The organism is Oceanobacillus sp. FSL W7-1281 (genome assembly GCF_037969835.1).
Classification (GTDB): domain Bacteria; phylum Bacillota; class Bacilli; order Bacillales; family Amphibacillaceae; genus Oceanobacillus; species Oceanobacillus oncorhynchi.
In genome coordinates, this window is record NZ_CP150214.1 from 1,599,878 (window position 1) to 1,616,748 (window position 16,871).

Here is a 16,871-nt window from a genome sequence, read left to right on the forward strand (position 1 = left end):
ATGAACAAACAAGAAATCAAAGAACGCATGGATTCCTTAGTAGAAGTCCTTAATCAATATGGTTATTCCTATTATGTATTGGACAACCCGACTGTACCCGATTCGGAGTATGATCAGAAGTTAAGGGAGCTGGAGGATTTAGAAAAAGAGCATCCAGACCTTGCTAGAGAGGATTCTCCTACTCAGCGTATCGGCGGGGAACCGCTGGATGCTTTTCGGAAGGTAACGCATGAAACGCCAATGATGAGCCTTGGCAATGCTTTTAATGAGCAGGATCTAAGAGATTTTGCCAGACGGGCTCAAGAAGGCGTATCTGGTGAGGTTACTTTTGTGTGCGAGTTGAAAATAGATGGTTTAGCAATTTCTCTAAAATATCAGGAGGGCAAATTTGTTCTGGGTTCCACTCGCGGCGATGGAAGAATTGGTGAAGACATTACATCTAACCTGCGCACGATACGAAGTATTCCATTAAGTATCAAAGAAGCTGGAACTTTGGAGGTTCGTGGCGAAGCTTTTATGCCGCATAAGTCCTTTTTAGAGATGAATAAAGAAAGGGAAGAAAAGGGTGAAGAACCGTTTGCCAACCCGAGAAATGCAGCTGCCGGATCATTGAGGCAGCTGGACCCGAAAATTGCAGCTAAACGTAATTTAGATATTTTTCTATACGGCGTCGGTGAATGGGAAAACAGTAATATCACCAGTCATAGTAAAAGCTTAGAGGCCTTGCATCGTCTGGGATTTAAAACAAATAAAGAATGGAAAAGATGTAAGAGCATTGAAGAGGTATTGGAATTTGTTACGTATTGGACCGAACACCGCAAGGATTTAAATTACGAAATTGACGGGATTGTGGTGAAAGTAGACAGCCTGGATCATCAGGATGAACTGGGCTTTACTGCGAAAAGCCCGCGGTGGGCGATTGCTTATAAATTCCCGGCAGAAGAAGTTGTAACTACTTTAAAAGATATTGTATTAAGCATCGGCAGAACAGGCGTAGTGACTCCGACAGCCATTCTTGAACCTGTCCGTATAGCAGGATCAACTGTGCAGCGGGCTTCCTTGCATAACGAGGATTTAATTCGTGAACAGGATATCCGGATTGGGGATCAGGTAGTTATCAAAAAAGCAGGCGATATTATTCCAAAGGTTGTCCGTTCGATTATCGAACAGCGGACCGGGGAAGAAAAAGAATTTCATATGCCTGAGGAATGTCCGGACTGCGGCAATGAACTGGTTCGTCTAGAAGGGGAAGTAGCATTACGCTGCATTAATCCGAACTGTCCGGCACAATTGATGGAGGGGTTGATTCACTTTGTCTCCCGGAATGCGATGAATATTGATGGTTTAGGAGAAAAAGTTATCATTCAGCTTTTCCGTGAAGATTTGGTCCATACCATTGCTGATTTATATCGATTGGAAAAAGAGGATTTGTTGAATTTAGAACGGATGGGCGAAAAATCCGTTACTAATCTTTTAAATGCTATTGAGGCTTCTAAAGCCAATTCATTGGAAAGATTATTGTTCGGACTTGGGATTCGTTTTATTGGTTCAAAAGCAGCACAGACTCTGGCGATGGAATTTGAAACCATGGAGCGGCTTCAGCATGCCAACTTGGAGGAAATTGTAGCCATTGAAGAAATTGGCGAGAAAATGGCAGATTCCATTGTCCGATATTTTGAAGAAGAAAAAGTGACGCAGCTATTGAAGGAATTAAAAGAGCTGGGTGTAAATATGACTTACACCGGTCAAAAGAAATCAGAAATAAAAACAGATAGCTTATTCTCTGGAAAAACAGTTGTATTGACTGGTAAAATGGAGCAGTATACGAGAAAAGAAGCGAAAGAGCTGATTGAATCGTTAGGCGGGGCAGTAACAGGCAGTGTAAGTAAAAAAACAGATGTCCTTATTGCTGGAGCGGACGCCGGATCAAAGCTGGAAAAAGCAGAAAAACTGGGGATAGAAGTGTGGAGTGAAACAGAGTTAAAAGAAGCGACCGAGGGAGAGGAGTGATTCGCTTTGAAAAAATGGATGCTATCCATTAGTGTAGTGGCACTGTTTTTAAGCGGATGTGTGCAGCAGAAGTCATCCAGCGAGGAGGAAGTCGTCCAGGAGGATGCCAGCAGCCAGGAAGAGACTTCTATCGTGCCTAGCAATAGACTTTCAGGGGAAAATTACCGAATGATTTTACCATATCAGCCAAGTGAGGCAAGAGGAGTTATTACCAATCAGGTAGCTAACCGTGTGGACATCGATGAAATGGAAGAAGGATTGCGTCGGCTGTCCATGGATTCATATAGTCCGGAAGATTATTATTTTCAGGAAGGGCAGTATTTTGACAGTAATCGTGTCTATAATTGGATTGATGAATTAAACCCTGAAGTAAATCTAGGGTCAGATGAAGAGACTTTCAGGGAAAATCCGCGTTATTTATCACATGTTCTAGAACAAAATTATTTAACACAGACAGAGGATGGAAATGTCAATTTAGAAGGAATCTCTATAGGACTTGCGATGAAATCTGTTTATCAATTCCAGACAGATACTGGCGAGCCTTACCAATATGAAGATATCTCTGAAAGTGCAATGATGGAACAAGCAACAGAAATTGCACAGGATATTGTCAATGATATTCGTGAAAATGATGAAGAGCTCAGTGATGTTCCTATTATGATCGGTATTTACCGGGAAGAGGAGCAAGCTTCTCCTGTGCCAGGAAATTTTGTAGCTAAAACAAATGTGGATGGAGGGAGCAGCTCAATTGACGGCTGGGAGGATGTAGAAGAAGAAAATATCCTCTTCCCTTCTGATGAAGGTCAGGAAAAATATTATGATGATCAGGAGCTTGTAACAAGCTTTGGAAATGAAATTCGTGATTTCTTTCCAAACTATGTCGGAATGGTAGGGGAAGGCTTCTATATAGATGAGGAGCTTCAGAAATTACGCATCGATGTCCCGATAGAATTTTACGGCAAGGGAGAGGTTATCGGTTTTACCCAGTATGTGTATGGTCTGATTGAAGATATGTTTCCAAACTATTATGATATAGAAGTTAATATTACTTCCAGCCAGAAGACGGAGAGTCTGCTTTACCGTAATGCGGGTGAGGATGAAATTCAAGTTCATATTTATGATTAAAGCATCAGGAAATTCACTGTTACTAGCAGTTTATCAGCTAGCAGCAGTGGATTTTCTTTTTTTAAGAAAATTTTTCGGACAAGCGAAAGTTATTTAATGATTCTTCTATTGATTTTCCCAAATTGAAGAACGGCAGAGTATGGTACAATGGGTTTATAGAAGGTATAATGACAAAGGAATTAAAATAGCTTATCATTGGAAAATGTTTTTAAGCACTTTCGCACTAATTTTCTTTATTTATGAAAAAATTAGATAAGCAGTCAAACAAAATTTCTCTATTACAGAGACGGTTGCTTCACGAACCGCTATGCCATGATAAAAGTATAAAAGTGTGGGGTGAAAGATAACATGATAGCGATTGGGACGTATATCAAAATCCAGCGTACAAAGCAGAAAATGACTCTAGGGGAGCTATCGGAGGGAATTGTTTCTTTATCCTATTTATCGAAGATTGAGAATCAAAAAACAGAACCAAATGAGGATATTATCCGAAGGCTGTGTCACCGGCTTTGTATTACAATAGATCAGAGCCAGGAGGAGAAAATCGGCGAACTCTGTAAGAATTGGTATGAGATGCTTGATGAGAATACCAAAGAAAAAGACATGGAAGCTGCCTATCAGGAAATCCAGATGCTGATGGATAAAAATTATTCTAATCATCTCATTATGTTTGAGATTCATAAGATTAATTATTTTTTATTCATTGAAAGAATCGATTTGGCTGCCAATAAAATTACGCAGTTAAAAGAGGTTGTAAACACGTTTAGTGTAGAAGAACAGTATTACTGGTATTTATTTAATGGACGCTACAGCTTTGCGGTGAAGAATTATTATCATTCCATGTATCAATATAAACGGGCAGAAAAAATTACAGAGGATCATCGCCTGGAGGAAAAGGCAGAGGCCGACTTGAAGTATTATATTTCGATGGCACATTCTAAGCTGAGGAACTCCCTTGAAGCAATCGAATATGCAGAAGAGGCTCTGGAAATGTATATGAAGCAATATAGCTTCCTGCACTGTGCACGTGCCCATAATATTTTAGGGATTTGTTATACTCATATTAAGCTTTATGAAAAGGCAATTAAAAATTTCACACTTGGTCTGCAGCTTGCAGAAACCATTCATGATAAAAAAGTCGTTCAAAAGATTCACCAGAATCTTGGTTATCTATATGCTTCAAAGGGTGATTCGACAAAAGCGATTGAATACTATAAAGGGATTTTAAATGATTCAGACGTGTCAGCGAATACCAAAGTGGAGATCACAGCTTCACTCGTACGTGAATATTATCATTCGAATTATTATGATGAGGCAGAAGAGTATATTGATTACGGATTAAGTGTATTCTATGATTTAAAGGATAAACAGCCATACCTTGTGTATAAATACATCTTGCGCAGCTATAATTATCTGCTTGAAGAACAGTTCAATCTGTTTGAACAATTATTGGTCAAAGATTTACTTCCATTATTAAAGAAGCAAAAGGACTACGGGAATTTTATTCTTTATTCCGAGCTGCTGGCAAAACGCTATGAAGGTAATAATAATTACAAGGACGCGGCACAGTATTATAGAGAAGTAAACCAAATGTATAAGCATATTGCTCACATTTGATATAATTTTATGTCTAAAACCAAGTTATTCTATAATGTTAATTATAAATTATAGTATAACTTGGTTTTTTTGTTATGTAGCAATATAAACTTGCCTTGTATAAGCAAGTTTTGCTATTATCATAAGTGGAATCCGTGTTAATAACGGTATTAATAAGAGTGTTATTCATAGTACTATTAATAATACCACCATGAATGTTAATAATGCTACTAATATTAATTTCAATTTATATAGCAATAATTAATATAAAACATCTTATAAAAATGATATAATGTTGTTTTAATGAGTGTATAGGCTGAATGATGTTTATTCTAAATGCACGCTCGAATATAAGTGCTATTTTTATAGCATATTATAAATAAATACGATTATTTTGGAGGTTAAGCAAATGGCAGAGATTTCAAAAGAGCAGGTAAAGCATGTAGCTAATCTCGCACGCTTGGAATTTGATGATGAAGCTGTGGAACAAATGGCGAATGAGCTGAGTGCTATCATTGAATATGCTGAGCAGCTGAATGAATTAGATACAGAAAATGTGAAGCCAACCACACACGTATTAGATTTGAAAAATGTGATGCGCAAAGATGAGCCTAAAAAGTGGATTACACAAGAGGATGCATTGAAGAATGCTCCTGACCAAAAGGATGGACAAATTCGTGTTCCATCTATTCTAGAATAAAAGGAGGCAACCATATTCATGTCTTTATTTGACTATACGATAAAAGAATTGGAAACAAAATTACATAATCAAGAGATTACTGTAGAAGACTTAGTGAAAGAATCTTACCAGCAAATTAAAGAAGTGGACGGGGATGTGCATGCATTCTTAACACTTGATGAAGAAAAAGCGCTGGAGAAAGCAAGAGAACTGGACAAACGTGAGGATAAATCCGGTGTCCTATTCGGTATCCCGGCTGGTATTAAAGATAATATCGTAACGAAAGGACTTCGCACGACCTGTGCAAGTCAATTTTTAGATAATTTCACAGACCCGTTATACAATGCAACCGTTGTTGACAAGCTGGATGCTGAAAATCCGGTTGCAGTCGGTAAATTAAATATGGATGAATTTGCGATGGGATCTTCCAATGAAAACTCCGGCTATGAGCCGACTCGTAACCCTTGGAATACAGCCCACGTTCCGGGCGGTTCCAGCGGCGGTTCTGCAGCAGCAGTCGCAGCAGGGGAAGTATTATTCTCACTTGGATCGGATACAGGCGGATCGATTCGTCAGCCGGCAGCATTCTGCGGTGTTGTAGGAATGAAGCCTACTTATGGACGTGTATCCCGCTTTGGACTTGTGGCGTTTGCATCCTCTCTGGACCAAATTGGCCCATTGACCCGTACGGTAGAGGATAATGCACGTGTACTGGAAGTTATTGCAGGACATGACAAAATGGACTCTACCAGTGCAGATGTAGAAGTTCCGGCTTATACAGAAGCATTAACTGGCGATGTAAAGGGATTAAAAATAGCTGTTCCTAAAGAATACTTAGCAGAAGGAGTTTCCGAAGAAGTAAAAAATGCTGTTTTAGAGGCGTTGAAGGTCTATGAATCCCTTGGTGCCACTTGGGAAGAAGTATCCTTGCCGCATTCTAAATATGCACTTTCAACCTATTACTTATTATCATCCTCTGAGGCTTCTGCGAACTTAGCCCGTTTTGACGGCGTACGCTATGGCGTCCGTTCAGAGAATGCAGAAAATATGCTGGATATGTTTGTAAAATCCCGCAGTGAAGGCTTCGGCGATGAAGTGAAACGCCGTATTATGCTTGGAACCTTTGCGCTCAGCTCTGGTTACTATGATGCCTATTATAAAAAAGCGCAAAAAGTACGTACATTAATTAAAAATGACTTTGATAAAATTTTAGAAGAATATGATGTGATTGTTGGACCGACAACACCGACACCGGCATTTAAAGTCGGCGAAAAAACAAGTGATCCATTAACGATGTATGTGAATGATATCTTAACGATTCCTGTCAACTTAGCAGGCGTTCCCGGTATTTCTATTCCTTGCGGTTTCTCCGAGGATGGATTGCCAATCGGCTTGCAGGTTATCGGAAACTATTTTGATGAGAGCACGGTTTATCGTGCAGCACATGCATTTGAGCAAGCAACTGAACACCATACAAAACGACCTCAACTAGGAGGTGCCAAGTAATGAATTTCGAAACAATTATTGGACTTGAGGTACACGTAGAATTAAAAACCGCATCAAAAATATTCAGCCCGAGTACAAATGAATTTGGCTCTGCGCCAAATACGAATGTCAATCCGATTGACTTAGGCTATCCGGGCACACTGCCAGTCTTAAATGAAGAAGCAGTCAACTTTGCGATGAAAGCGGCAATGGCACTCAACTGTGAAATTGCAACAGATACGAAATTTGACCGTAAAAACTATTTCTATCCAGATAATCCGAAAGCTTATCAAATCTCGCAATTTGATCAGCCAATCGGCGAGAATGGCTGGATTGAAATTGAAGTAAACGGCAAAAAGAAAAAAATTGGTATCACCCGCCTGCACCTGGAAGAGGATGCAGGAAAATTAACACATGGGGAAGACGGTTATTCCTATGTCGATTACAATCGTCAGGGAACACCATTAGTTGAAATTGTATCTGAGCCGGATATGCGTTCTCCAGAAGAAGCATATGCATACTTGGAGAAGCTGAAAAATATTATTCAGTATACAGGTGTATCGGATGTGAAGATGCAGGAAGGCTCCCTGCGCTGTGATGCCAATATTTCACTTCGTCCAATCGGACAAGAGGAATTTGGTACCAAAGCAGAACTGAAAAACTTAAATTCTTTCTCCTTTGTTCAAAAAGGATTAGAATTTGAAGAAACACGTCAGGAAAAAGTATTATTATCCGGCGGAGAAATCCTGCAGGAAACACGCCGTTACGATGAAAAAACAAAAGAAACGATTCTGATGCGTATCAAAGAAGGTTCGGATGATTATCGTTATTTCCCTGAGCCGGACCTTGTGCCATTATATATTGATGAGGCTTGGAAGGAACGCATCCGCAGTGAAATTCCTGAGCTTCCAGATGCCAGAAGAGAGCGTTACGTAAGCGAATTAGGCTTATCAGAATATGATGCGAATGTGTTAACGGCATCTAAGCAGATGTCTGATTTCTTTGAGGAAACCGTAGAACATGGAGCAGATATCAAACAAGTATCCAACTGGTTAATGGGAGAAGTTTCTGCTTACATGAATAAGCATTATAAAGAGATTGAAGAGCTGGCAATTACACCAGATGCCCTGGCGAAAATGGTTAAATTGATTGAAGACGGCACAATCTCCTCTAAAATTGCGAAGAAGGTATTTGCAGAGCTGGTTGAAAATGGCGGCGACCCAGAAAAAATTGTCGAAGAACAAGGCCTGGTTCAAATCTCTGATCCGGAGCAATTAAAGCCAATAATAAATGACATTCTTGATCAAAATGAACAATCCATTATTGATTTCAAGGATGGAAAGAAAAAAGCAAAAGGCTTCCTTGTCGGCCAAATTATGAAAGCAACCAAAGGACAGGCAAACCCGCCGCTGGTCAACGAAATTCTTGCTGCGGAGCTTGAGAAGCGATAAGCTTTTTTGGTAAAACGTAATAGAATAAATGTAGTAACAGGAAGGCTGTCGCAGAAATTATATGTGGCAGCCTATCCAATGGTCAAAAAAGATGGATGGACAGACACTGACAAACATGGCAGAAGGATAGTATATTTCATCGAAGCTTGTTATTTTTTGTTCATTTTGCTTTTCAAACACATCAAAAAAGTCTATGATATGGATTAGACGAGTTTATTTAATACGATTATAATTTCAACATAAAGGTACTTCATAGGTTATTCATGTCAGATCATGGATAAATACTGCTTTTTATTATGTATCTATTTTGAGAGAGATTTCAGTGAATATCACCGTTCTGTAATACGTAAAGTAAATATTTGCTATGGAATGTTGTGAGGTTCTCTAGGTTTCCTTTCATCTAAGGAGAAGAAAAGCAAAGAATGAAGTGATACTTTATATAATACGTGTCTGTAAAGAAGCAATTGCAAGATGGACCGTATGGGGAGGAAAGAACATGGAGAAGGCCCGAATCATTTATAACCCAACTTCGGGACGTGAAGCAATCAAAAAAGCATTACCCAATATTTTAGAAAAGCTGGAAACTGCCGGCTATGAAACTTCCGCACATGCGACAACATGCGAAGGGGATGCTATCGACGCTGCAAGAACTGCTGTAGAAAGAGGCTATGACTTAATTGTTGCGGCTGGCGGCGATGGTACGATCAATGAGGTCGTGCATGGCGTAGCCGAACAGGAATATCGGCCAAAGTTAGGGATATTGCCTGCTGGAACAACAAATGATTTTGCCAGAGCACTTCAAATTCCCAGAGATATTAATAAAGCTGTAGATGTTATCTTAGAAGGCAATTCGCTGAAATTAGATATCGGAAAAGTCAACGAGCATTATTTTATTAATATTGCCGGCGGAGGAAAACTGACAGAATTAACATATGATGTCCCGAGCAAATTAAAAACAATGTTAGGTCAATTAGCATATTATATGAAAGGCATTGAGATGCTTCCTTCTTTAAAGCCGGCACATGTCAGAATTGAGTACGATGAACATGTACTGGAAGAAGATATCATGCTTTTTCTAATCTCTAATACGAATTCCGTCGGCGGTTTTGAAAAGCTTGCTCCCGATGCTCGTTTAAATGATGGGTACTTTGATGTTCTCATTTTAAAGAAAACAAATCTTGCAGAATTTATTCAAATTGCATCACTTGCCCTTCGCGGGGAACACTTAAAAAGTAAAAACATCATCTATACACAGGCAAAGCGTGTTAAAGTGACGAATGAGGATAAAATGCAGTTGAATATTGATGGGGAATACGGTGGCATGCTGCCGGGAGAATTCATCAATCTTCAGGAACATATCGAGTTTATGGTTCCAGCAGATTTCATCGAGCATCAAGAAGAGCTGGAATAAAAATAAAGGTCTCTAAACCACATGAAGTTGTTTTAGAGGCTTTTTTGTTTGCTCCTGTCTCCTTGAGCATAGGAACAGTTGTTGTTTCTTAAAAGCCTGTGATAAAATAAGGTGAATTAAAGTGATTACGGAAATAGAGGAAGATGACAATGGCAAAATCAACAGGAAATACCCCTGTTCAAAAAAATGAACAATTAACTATTACAATTGAAGATATTACCCATGAAGGAAGCGGCGTAGGAAAAGTGGACGGCTATCCTTTGTTTATTCCGAAGACCTTACCGGGAGAAGAAGCCGTTATTAAAGTGGTCAAAGCAAATAAAAAATATGGATTTGGGAAGCTGTTAGAGCTGAAGAAAACAAGTCCGGAACGTGTGGAACCAACCTGTCATGTGTACTGTGGAGGCTGTCAGCTCCAGCATATGAGCTATGCCCTTCAATTACAAATGAAACAGAATCAGGTCCATAATGTGATGAAAAAAGTAGCGCATCTGGAGCATGTTCCCGTGCATCCAATCATCGGGATGGAAGACCCTTCTCATTACCGAAATAAGATACAAATCCCTGTCGATGAAAAAAACGGTGAATTAATTACAGGCTACTATCAGAAAAGAAGCCACCGGATACTGCAGAATCAAGATACCTGTCATGTGCACAGCCATGCAATGAATGAGGTGCTCCCATTTGTTCGGCACTTAATGAATAAATATGGCGTCCAAGCTTATAATGAAGAAACCCATCGAGGCGAGCTGCGTCATATTATGATTCGGACAGGCCATTTTACAGGAGAAATGATGGTTGTTTTTGTAACGCGTACAGCCAAGCTTCCCGGCAAAGAGCGAATCATCGAAGAACTGACAAAGAAGTTTCCATTTATCCGTTCGATTGTGCAGAATATCAATGACCAGCGCACGAATGTAATTTTAGGGAAGAAGACAAATGTATTATGGGGAGCAGCTTATATCCACGATACAATAGGCGATTTAACCTTTGCGATTTCGCCAAAGTCCTTTTATCAAGTAAACCCTGTTCAGACAAAGGTGCTTTATGATAAAGCTCTGGAGTATGCAGCTATTGATGAAAATGATGTAGTAATCGATGCATACTGTGGCATAGGTACAATCTCGCTCTTCCTTGCCCAAAAAGCAAAAAAAGTATATGGAATCGAGGTTGTTCCAGAAGCTATTGAAGATGCAAAGAAAAATGCAGCGCATAACGGAATAGATAACGCGGAGTTTACCGTTGGACAGGCTGAAAAAGTGATGCCTAAGTGGAAGAAGGAAGGCTTAGATCCAGATGTCATTGTTGTCGATCCTCCGAGAAAGGGCTGTGACCCGGAATTTCTGGATGCGATGATGGCAATGAAGCCGAAGCGGATTGTTTATGTTTCCTGTAATCCTTCGACACTGGCAAGGGATTTGCGCATTTTAGAGGACGGCGGTTATGAGACGAAGGAAGTACAGCCGGTGGATATGTTTCCGAATACGGGGCACGTGGAGGCTGTAACTTTGCTTGAGCGTCGAGTGTAACTATATAAGAATACTTAGCTTATCGCCAAGCCGGCGGAAAACTCAGTTACACTTAAGCAGCAGGTAAGTTTTATACTTTTGCCAATGAAATAGATACGTTTTGAAGAAAGTGATATAAAAGCTTACTTCAAAACGTATTTTTGTTTGTTTATGTCAATAATTATCTCGAAAGGTCTATCCTTATGTGTAATTAAAATATAAACCAAGAATTAAAAGACAGTGTGGGGGATGATTGTGAAATGAAATCAGTCAAAATCCCCCTATCTAATAAATGAATTGTTTCCGTTTTCTGTAATTGTAGCTGCTATAAAAGGGAATGTAGAAGCAATAAGTAAGGTACTCAACCACTATGAAACATACATCAATAAGCTTTCGCTACGCTTATTATATGATGAATTTGGTTTTCGCGTATGATTGCTGATGAGTATACACCTCGTATATTTGTCGAAGTGATAGGAAATGATTTAAAATTACTCACAAAATTTAGAGAATTAGCGAAATAAAGGAAGCATTTTTAACCAGATTATTTCGTAAGCGCTTAATTTATTATATAATAAAATGTAGACAATAAGATGGCGAGGGTTCTAAATGAATGGAATTATGAGATTTATGTACCAATTGGGTACGTGGCTATTTAACATTATGTATCTTCAAATGCTGTGGTATCTATTTACAGTGCTTGGTTTAGGGGTATTAGGTATTATTCCTGCTACATTGGCAACTGCAGGTGTAATCCATAAGTGGTTTAAAGATGGTACCAATATCCCTATTTTTGCTGAGTTTTGGAATACCTATAAAAAAGCATTTATAAAAGGTAATGGCTTGGGGTTGATCTTGGTAGTACTTGGTATGTTTTTTTATGCGGATTATGTTATCTCAAGAGATTTTATTCAATCTTTTTATTTTCATGCGTTTATTGTGGGAGTGATTGTGATTTATACGATTTTGGTATGTCATTTCTTCATTATATATAATCGATATGAGTTAACATTTTTCCGGTATTTTAAACAAGCTTTTTTGATTGCGTTAATACGACCGTTTGAATCAGTGGCCATGTTAATCTCCTTGCTCCCTTTATACTATCTATATAATTTTTTGCCTGTTTTAATTATATTTATAGGAGTACCCTTAACACTTTACCCCATTCTTTGGTTTTCTTACCGGGCTTGTATAGCTGTAGAGAAGAAGAGTGTAGAGTTACAAGAGGATAATATCAAAGAAAACTAAGCAACAGGGTAATTGTGCAGGGGGGGACCTCGTTGATAAAATCAAAGTTATTTAAACAATATATTATTTCTTATTTTATCGTTTTTTTAGTACCTTTCACCGTGATGTGTTCGATTGTTTATTTAAACTCTGTTTCTGATTTAAAAGAAGAGATAGAACAATCGAATATTGGCGGATTGGAACAAATTGCTACGATCACAGATGAAAGAATTAATGAGTTGGACATGCTTGCGAACAGAATGGCATATGATCCCAGGTTAACTCCCTATATGATCAGTCACGAATACTATGGTTCTGAAGCAATTAGTGAGTTAAGAAAATATAAAGCGAACAGTTCGATCATTGATGAGATTATGATTTATTACCACGGTTCTGGTCGAATTTTTTCTTCTAATGGTGCTCACTCTTTGGCTACTGCCTTTGATAACTATAATTGGGATGAAGAAACTGTTTCAGAAGCAATGGAAGCCAGTGTACCTTTGACAACAAGAACAGAACAAGGCAATGGAGGAAGAGATGGTTTTCAGTATATCAATTATTTTGTGCCCCTCTCTTCAGACAGTAATAATAGCTATGGTACAGTTATCTACTTAATTCGAGAGAGAACTTTGGATAACCTGATAGATAATACGTTAAATGAAACACAAGGGAACGGTTTTATTATATCTGAGCAAAATCAAGTTATTGGTTCATCGATAGTGGATGAAAATATTGATATCAGCAGTCTTGAATTGGATGAAGCCGTTAATGGTGAAGTGACCAGTATAGAACAAGGTGGTGAGAATTACTCCGTTGCCATGGTGGAATCAGAAATGACAGGCTGGAAATTTGTTATCATGATGAAAACTTCTCAGTTTTTTGAACGTTTAGAGAGCACCATTTTGGTTATGGCTTTGTTATGTATCAGTCTATTTATAGTAGGGAGCTTGCTTGTCTTATGGCTGGCGAAAAAGCAGTATCAGCCAATCCGTTCTTTATTTAATTCTATTAACCAAAATAGAAAACTAGAAGTTAAAGGCATAAATGAACTAGAAACAATTAAACGAACGGTAACCTCTGTGTTTGAAGATCATGAGAAGTTAAGTGAGACGATGTATAAGCATCAATCCTTTGTGAAAGATCAATTCCTTATCAAAATTATCAAAGGTGATTTCAATAGTGAAGAGGAAATTGACAGCTATAATGAAACCCTATACCTTGATATTAATGGGGATTATTATTGCTCAATGATTATTTCACTTGATAAGCAAAAATTGCTTACAAATAGAATTATTGAACGTGAAACACTTTATAAATTATTTACCGATGTTTCCCTGGAGTATGTTACGGCATATGGTATTGACTTATTAAATATGGATGCAATTGCACTTGTGGTGAAATTTAATGGAAATAAATCAACCGCACAACAGAAACGGAAAGACTTCGTCAATCAAATAAAAGAAGATATAAGTAATATTTTTGAGATTAAACCAACGATTGGTATTGGTAAAATTTACGATAATAAGACAATGTTCAACCGTTCTTATATTGAAGCATTAGTAGCATTAGAGCATAAATACTTCTATAGTCAAGGCAGTAGCATCTATTTTGAAGATATAAAAGAAAGAGAATTTGATATAGGTTATCCTCGTGAAGATCTATTAAAGGTTGTTCAGAGTATTAAACAAGGGGATAAAGAAGTTGCTTACGAAACTCTTTCGACTATATTCAGTCAGTTACAATCTAATGAGCAATCTGTCTCTTTCTTACGGGCGATTTGTTTTGATGTCATTAATACGATTATTAAAACCATTACCGAAATAGGCGTCACTCCATCACAGCAAACCTATGAACAGATCTTTGATTTTCGCTCTCAAGAACAACTGCATGAACAGTTAAATGATTTAGTTTCCCTTGCATGTAAAGAAGTTAATAAGAATAAGAAAAGTCATAATGAACAGCTGAAGAACAATATAATTGATTATTTAAACAAAAATTATATGCTGCATGATCTATCCTTAGAGAAAATAGCGATTAAATTCCGTTTGTCAGCTTCTTATGTCAGTCGATTCATTAAGGAACAGACAGGCTATACCTTCAAGCAGTATGTACAGTATTTACGTATGAAAGAAGTAAAGAAACAACTTACAACCACAGATAAGCCGATTAAAGCGATTGTATTAGATGTTGGTTATAAAGATGTTGCCAACTTCACCCGTAAATTTAAAAATGAAGTGGGTATGACACCAGGTAAGTACAGACAAGTTTATACGGAATAAGAGGAAAGCTGCTAAAGCACAAGACTTTAGCAGCTTATTTATTTTAGCATAGGAATTTATAGAATTATTGCCTTGTGGATAACTATTTATATAAAATCAGCCGTGTCCAGCTCCGAGCGCCAAACTTTAGAGATTTCAAGGCGCGCGCCCTACGATAACTTGGTGATTGGCAAGCCGATAGGCGCAGACAGAACCATAGTCGCACTTATGCCCTTGGGTGAAAGTCAACATCGGTTCGTCACCTCACCGTGTCTCCTTTATCTCAAGTAAAGGAAGTTAACCCTCGAAGACCAGGGGAGCAATCTCTACGTTTTTAAGCAGGCGCTCTACGCTTTTGTTCATGAGATCAGAAAGTAAAAAAGGTTAGGTGTGACTCGCTCTAGAAATATACTGCACTTTTCGCGGGTTTGCGCTCAGCTCACCCTCGCAAAAGAAGAGAATTTTTTCTGTGGGGGCTGCGCACTGCATTTTACAATGCGCAGGATGAGCAAATTCAGGTGTGGAGGTTGACAAGTGACGTCACGTTTTTAACTTGTAAGGCACTTGTCATTTTTTATACTGAAGTCTTGCCTATTTCTTCTGCTAGCTATGAATCAGTGTATGTTCTACTCCAATAAATTAACGAAAAGATAGGATGGATGAGCATGCTAGGAAATAAGAATATACAGAGTCAGCAAAAGTTCTATCAGACACTACTTAGTATCAAACTATATGGGAGGAGTGTTTGACATGACCATACAAAGAGTAAAGAATAGGGTAGAGTTGATGGTAGCTTGTCAAAGTTGCTGAGGTTATTCATCCTATAAATTGCCTTGGAAAACAAAGTTATGTCAAGTTCTACATATATTATGAGTTTTACATATAAAATACACCAAAAACAGCTATTAATTAAGGATTAACCATTGTTAACTGTTATTTTTCTGACAATTCATTATCAGAAATACATATTGAAAGCGCTTCAAATATAGTTGTATAGTGAAAGCAGTTATAAAAATGAGCAGGTTATAGCAAAATGTTTTGACTTGCAAAGATAATAATAAAAACCACATATTGATAACTCTTACCGTAAAGGTTTGTGATGAAAACAGTTATACGAAAAGCAACAACTGTAAAACAAAGGAGGAAAGTAAATATGGCTTCAGAATCAGCAGTGGCTAATAGAGAAAAGAACAAACCTATTCATAATGCTAGAAAGACAAATTCATTTAAGAAGATTATACAAAATTGGCAGTTATACATTTTTATATTACCAGCAGTTTTGTATTTTATTATCTTCCATTATGTACCGATGTATGGAATTCAAATTGCATTTAAGGATTACGTGCCATCACTTGGATTCCTAGGTAGTGATTGGGTAGGTTTAAAACACTTTGAAAGGTTCTTTGATTCTTATTATTTCTGGGACCTATTAAAAAATACTTTAGGAATCAGTGTGTATGAATTAATTGTAGGTTTTCCACTACCAATTATTTTAGCTTTATTGTTAAATGAAGTAAAAGATGGATTTTATAAAAGGACGGTGCAAACGGTTACTTATGCGCCACATTTTATCTCTGTCGTAGTAATTTCAGGTATGATTATTGCTTTCTTATCACCGGCAACTGGTATTATTAATCACTTTATTTCATTCTTAGGCTTTGAGCCAATTAATTTTATGAGTGATCCAAGTTGGTTTAAGACGGTTTATGTATTCTCGGGAGTATGGCAAAGTGCCGGTTGGGGTACCATTATATACTTAGCTGCTCTATCTGGTGTAGATCCTCAGCAGCACGAGGCTGCAATTGTCGATGGGGCATCAAGATTTCAAAGAATTATACACATCAATATTCCAGCACTAGTTCCTACAATGGTTATCCTTTTAATCATGAACTTAGGGAATATCATGGCACTTGGTTTTGAAAAGATCTTACTTTTACAAAACCCATTGAACTTAGAATCATCAAACGTAATTGCAACATTTGTTTATCAGGCAGGTTTATTAGACGCTCAATATAGCTTCGCAGCGGCAGTTGGTCTATTTAATTCTGTTATAAACGCGATATTGCTGATCGTTGTTAACCAAATTGCTAGAAAAACAAGTGAAACTAGTCTGTGGTAAGG

General features: G+C 38.0%; 11 protein-coding genes. All 11 read left to right on the plus strand.

Annotation, left to right across the window (positions count from 1 at the left end; all coding sequences use genetic code 11):
• Window positions 1–2,010: an NAD-dependent DNA ligase LigA gene (gene ligA, locus MKX55_RS08065; protein WP_289584847.1), complete on the plus strand. Its 2,010-nt coding sequence runs from the start codon at window positions 1–3 to the stop codon at window positions 2,008–2,010.
• Between the two features lie 6 nt (window positions 2,011–2,016).
• The gene (locus MKX55_RS08070) at window positions 2,017–3,135 is read left to right on the plus strand and encodes a CamS family sex pheromone protein (RefSeq protein ID WP_339237476.1); all 1,119 of its coding nucleotides are present in this window, start codon (window positions 2,017–2,019) and stop codon (window positions 3,133–3,135) included.
• A gap of 348 nt (window positions 3,136–3,483) precedes the next feature.
• A complete protein-coding gene (locus MKX55_RS08075) occupies window positions 3,484–4,752 on the plus strand; it encodes a helix-turn-helix transcriptional regulator (protein ID WP_042533064.1) in 1,269 nt (422 codons plus the stop codon).
• A 388-nt stretch (window positions 4,753–5,140) separates the two neighbouring features.
• A complete protein-coding gene (gene gatC, locus MKX55_RS08080) occupies window positions 5,141–5,431 on the plus strand; it encodes an Asp-tRNA(Asn)/Glu-tRNA(Gln) amidotransferase subunit GatC (protein WP_339183892.1) in 291 nt (96 codons plus the stop codon).
• Window positions 5,432–5,449: 18 nt separating this feature from the next.
• Window positions 5,450–6,916: an Asp-tRNA(Asn)/Glu-tRNA(Gln) amidotransferase subunit GatA gene (gatA, locus tag MKX55_RS08085; protein WP_339183894.1), complete on the plus strand. Its 1,467-nt coding sequence runs from the start codon at window positions 5,450–5,452 to the stop codon at window positions 6,914–6,916.
• Entirely contained in the window at window positions 6,916–8,346 is a 1,431-nt protein-coding gene (gatB, locus tag MKX55_RS08090; protein WP_339183895.1) for an Asp-tRNA(Asn)/Glu-tRNA(Gln) amidotransferase subunit GatB, read from the plus strand. The genes gatA and gatB overlap by 1 nt, the downstream gene beginning before the upstream one ends.
• A 496-nt stretch (window positions 8,347–8,842) precedes the next feature.
• Complete coding sequence (locus tag MKX55_RS08095; RefSeq protein WP_042533072.1) at window positions 8,843–9,757, plus strand: diacylglycerol kinase; 915 nt, start codon at window positions 8,843–8,845, stop codon at window positions 9,755–9,757.
• A 149-nt stretch (window positions 9,758–9,906) separates the two neighbouring features.
• Window positions 9,907–11,286: a 23S rRNA (uracil(1939)-C(5))-methyltransferase RlmD gene (gene rlmD, locus MKX55_RS08100; protein ID WP_339237479.1), complete on the plus strand. Its 1,380-nt coding sequence runs from the start codon at window positions 9,907–9,909 to the stop codon at window positions 11,284–11,286.
• A gap of 588 nt (window positions 11,287–11,874) precedes the next feature.
• A complete protein-coding gene (locus MKX55_RS08105; RefSeq protein ID WP_339237482.1) occupies window positions 11,875–12,513 on the plus strand; it encodes a DUF624 domain-containing protein in 639 nt (212 codons plus the stop codon).
• Between the two features lie 32 nt (window positions 12,514–12,545).
• The gene (locus tag MKX55_RS08110; RefSeq protein WP_339237485.1) at window positions 12,546–14,771 is read left to right on the plus strand and encodes a helix-turn-helix domain-containing protein; all 2,226 of its coding nucleotides are present in this window, start codon (window positions 12,546–12,548) and stop codon (window positions 14,769–14,771) included.
• A gap of 1,132 nt (window positions 14,772–15,903) precedes the next feature.
• A complete protein-coding gene (locus tag MKX55_RS08115; RefSeq protein WP_339237488.1) occupies window positions 15,904–16,869 on the plus strand; it encodes an ABC transporter permease subunit in 966 nt (321 codons plus the stop codon).
• The last annotated feature ends 2 nt before the right edge of the window (window positions 16,870–16,871 follow it).

Excerpts from the sequence above, each read along its gene's own strand:
- gatC (WP_339183892.1), top strand. The coding sequence starts at position 5,141 with ATGGCAGAGATTTCAAAAGAGCAGGTAAAGCATGTAGCTAATCTCGCA.
- MKX55_RS08095 (WP_042533072.1), top strand. The coding sequence starts at position 8,843 with ATGGAGAAGGCCCGAATCATTTATAACCCAACTTCGGGACGTGAAGCA.
- ligA (WP_289584847.1), top strand. The coding sequence starts at position 1 with ATGAACAAACAAGAAATCAAAGAACGCATGGATTCCTTAGTAGAAGTC.
- MKX55_RS08115 (WP_339237488.1), top strand. The coding sequence starts at position 15,904 with ATGGCTTCAGAATCAGCAGTGGCTAATAGAGAAAAGAACAAACCTATT.
- MKX55_RS08075 (WP_042533064.1), top strand. The coding sequence starts at position 3,484 with ATGATAGCGATTGGGACGTATATCAAAATCCAGCGTACAAAGCAGAAA.
- MKX55_RS08105 (WP_339237482.1), top strand. The coding sequence starts at position 11,875 with ATGAATGGAATTATGAGATTTATGTACCAATTGGGTACGTGGCTATTT.
- gatA (WP_339183894.1), top strand. The coding sequence starts at position 5,450 with ATGTCTTTATTTGACTATACGATAAAAGAATTGGAAACAAAATTACAT.
- rlmD (WP_339237479.1), top strand. The coding sequence starts at position 9,907 with ATGGCAAAATCAACAGGAAATACCCCTGTTCAAAAAAATGAACAATTA.
- gatB (WP_339183895.1), top strand. The coding sequence starts at position 6,916 with ATGAATTTCGAAACAATTATTGGACTTGAGGTACACGTAGAATTAAAA.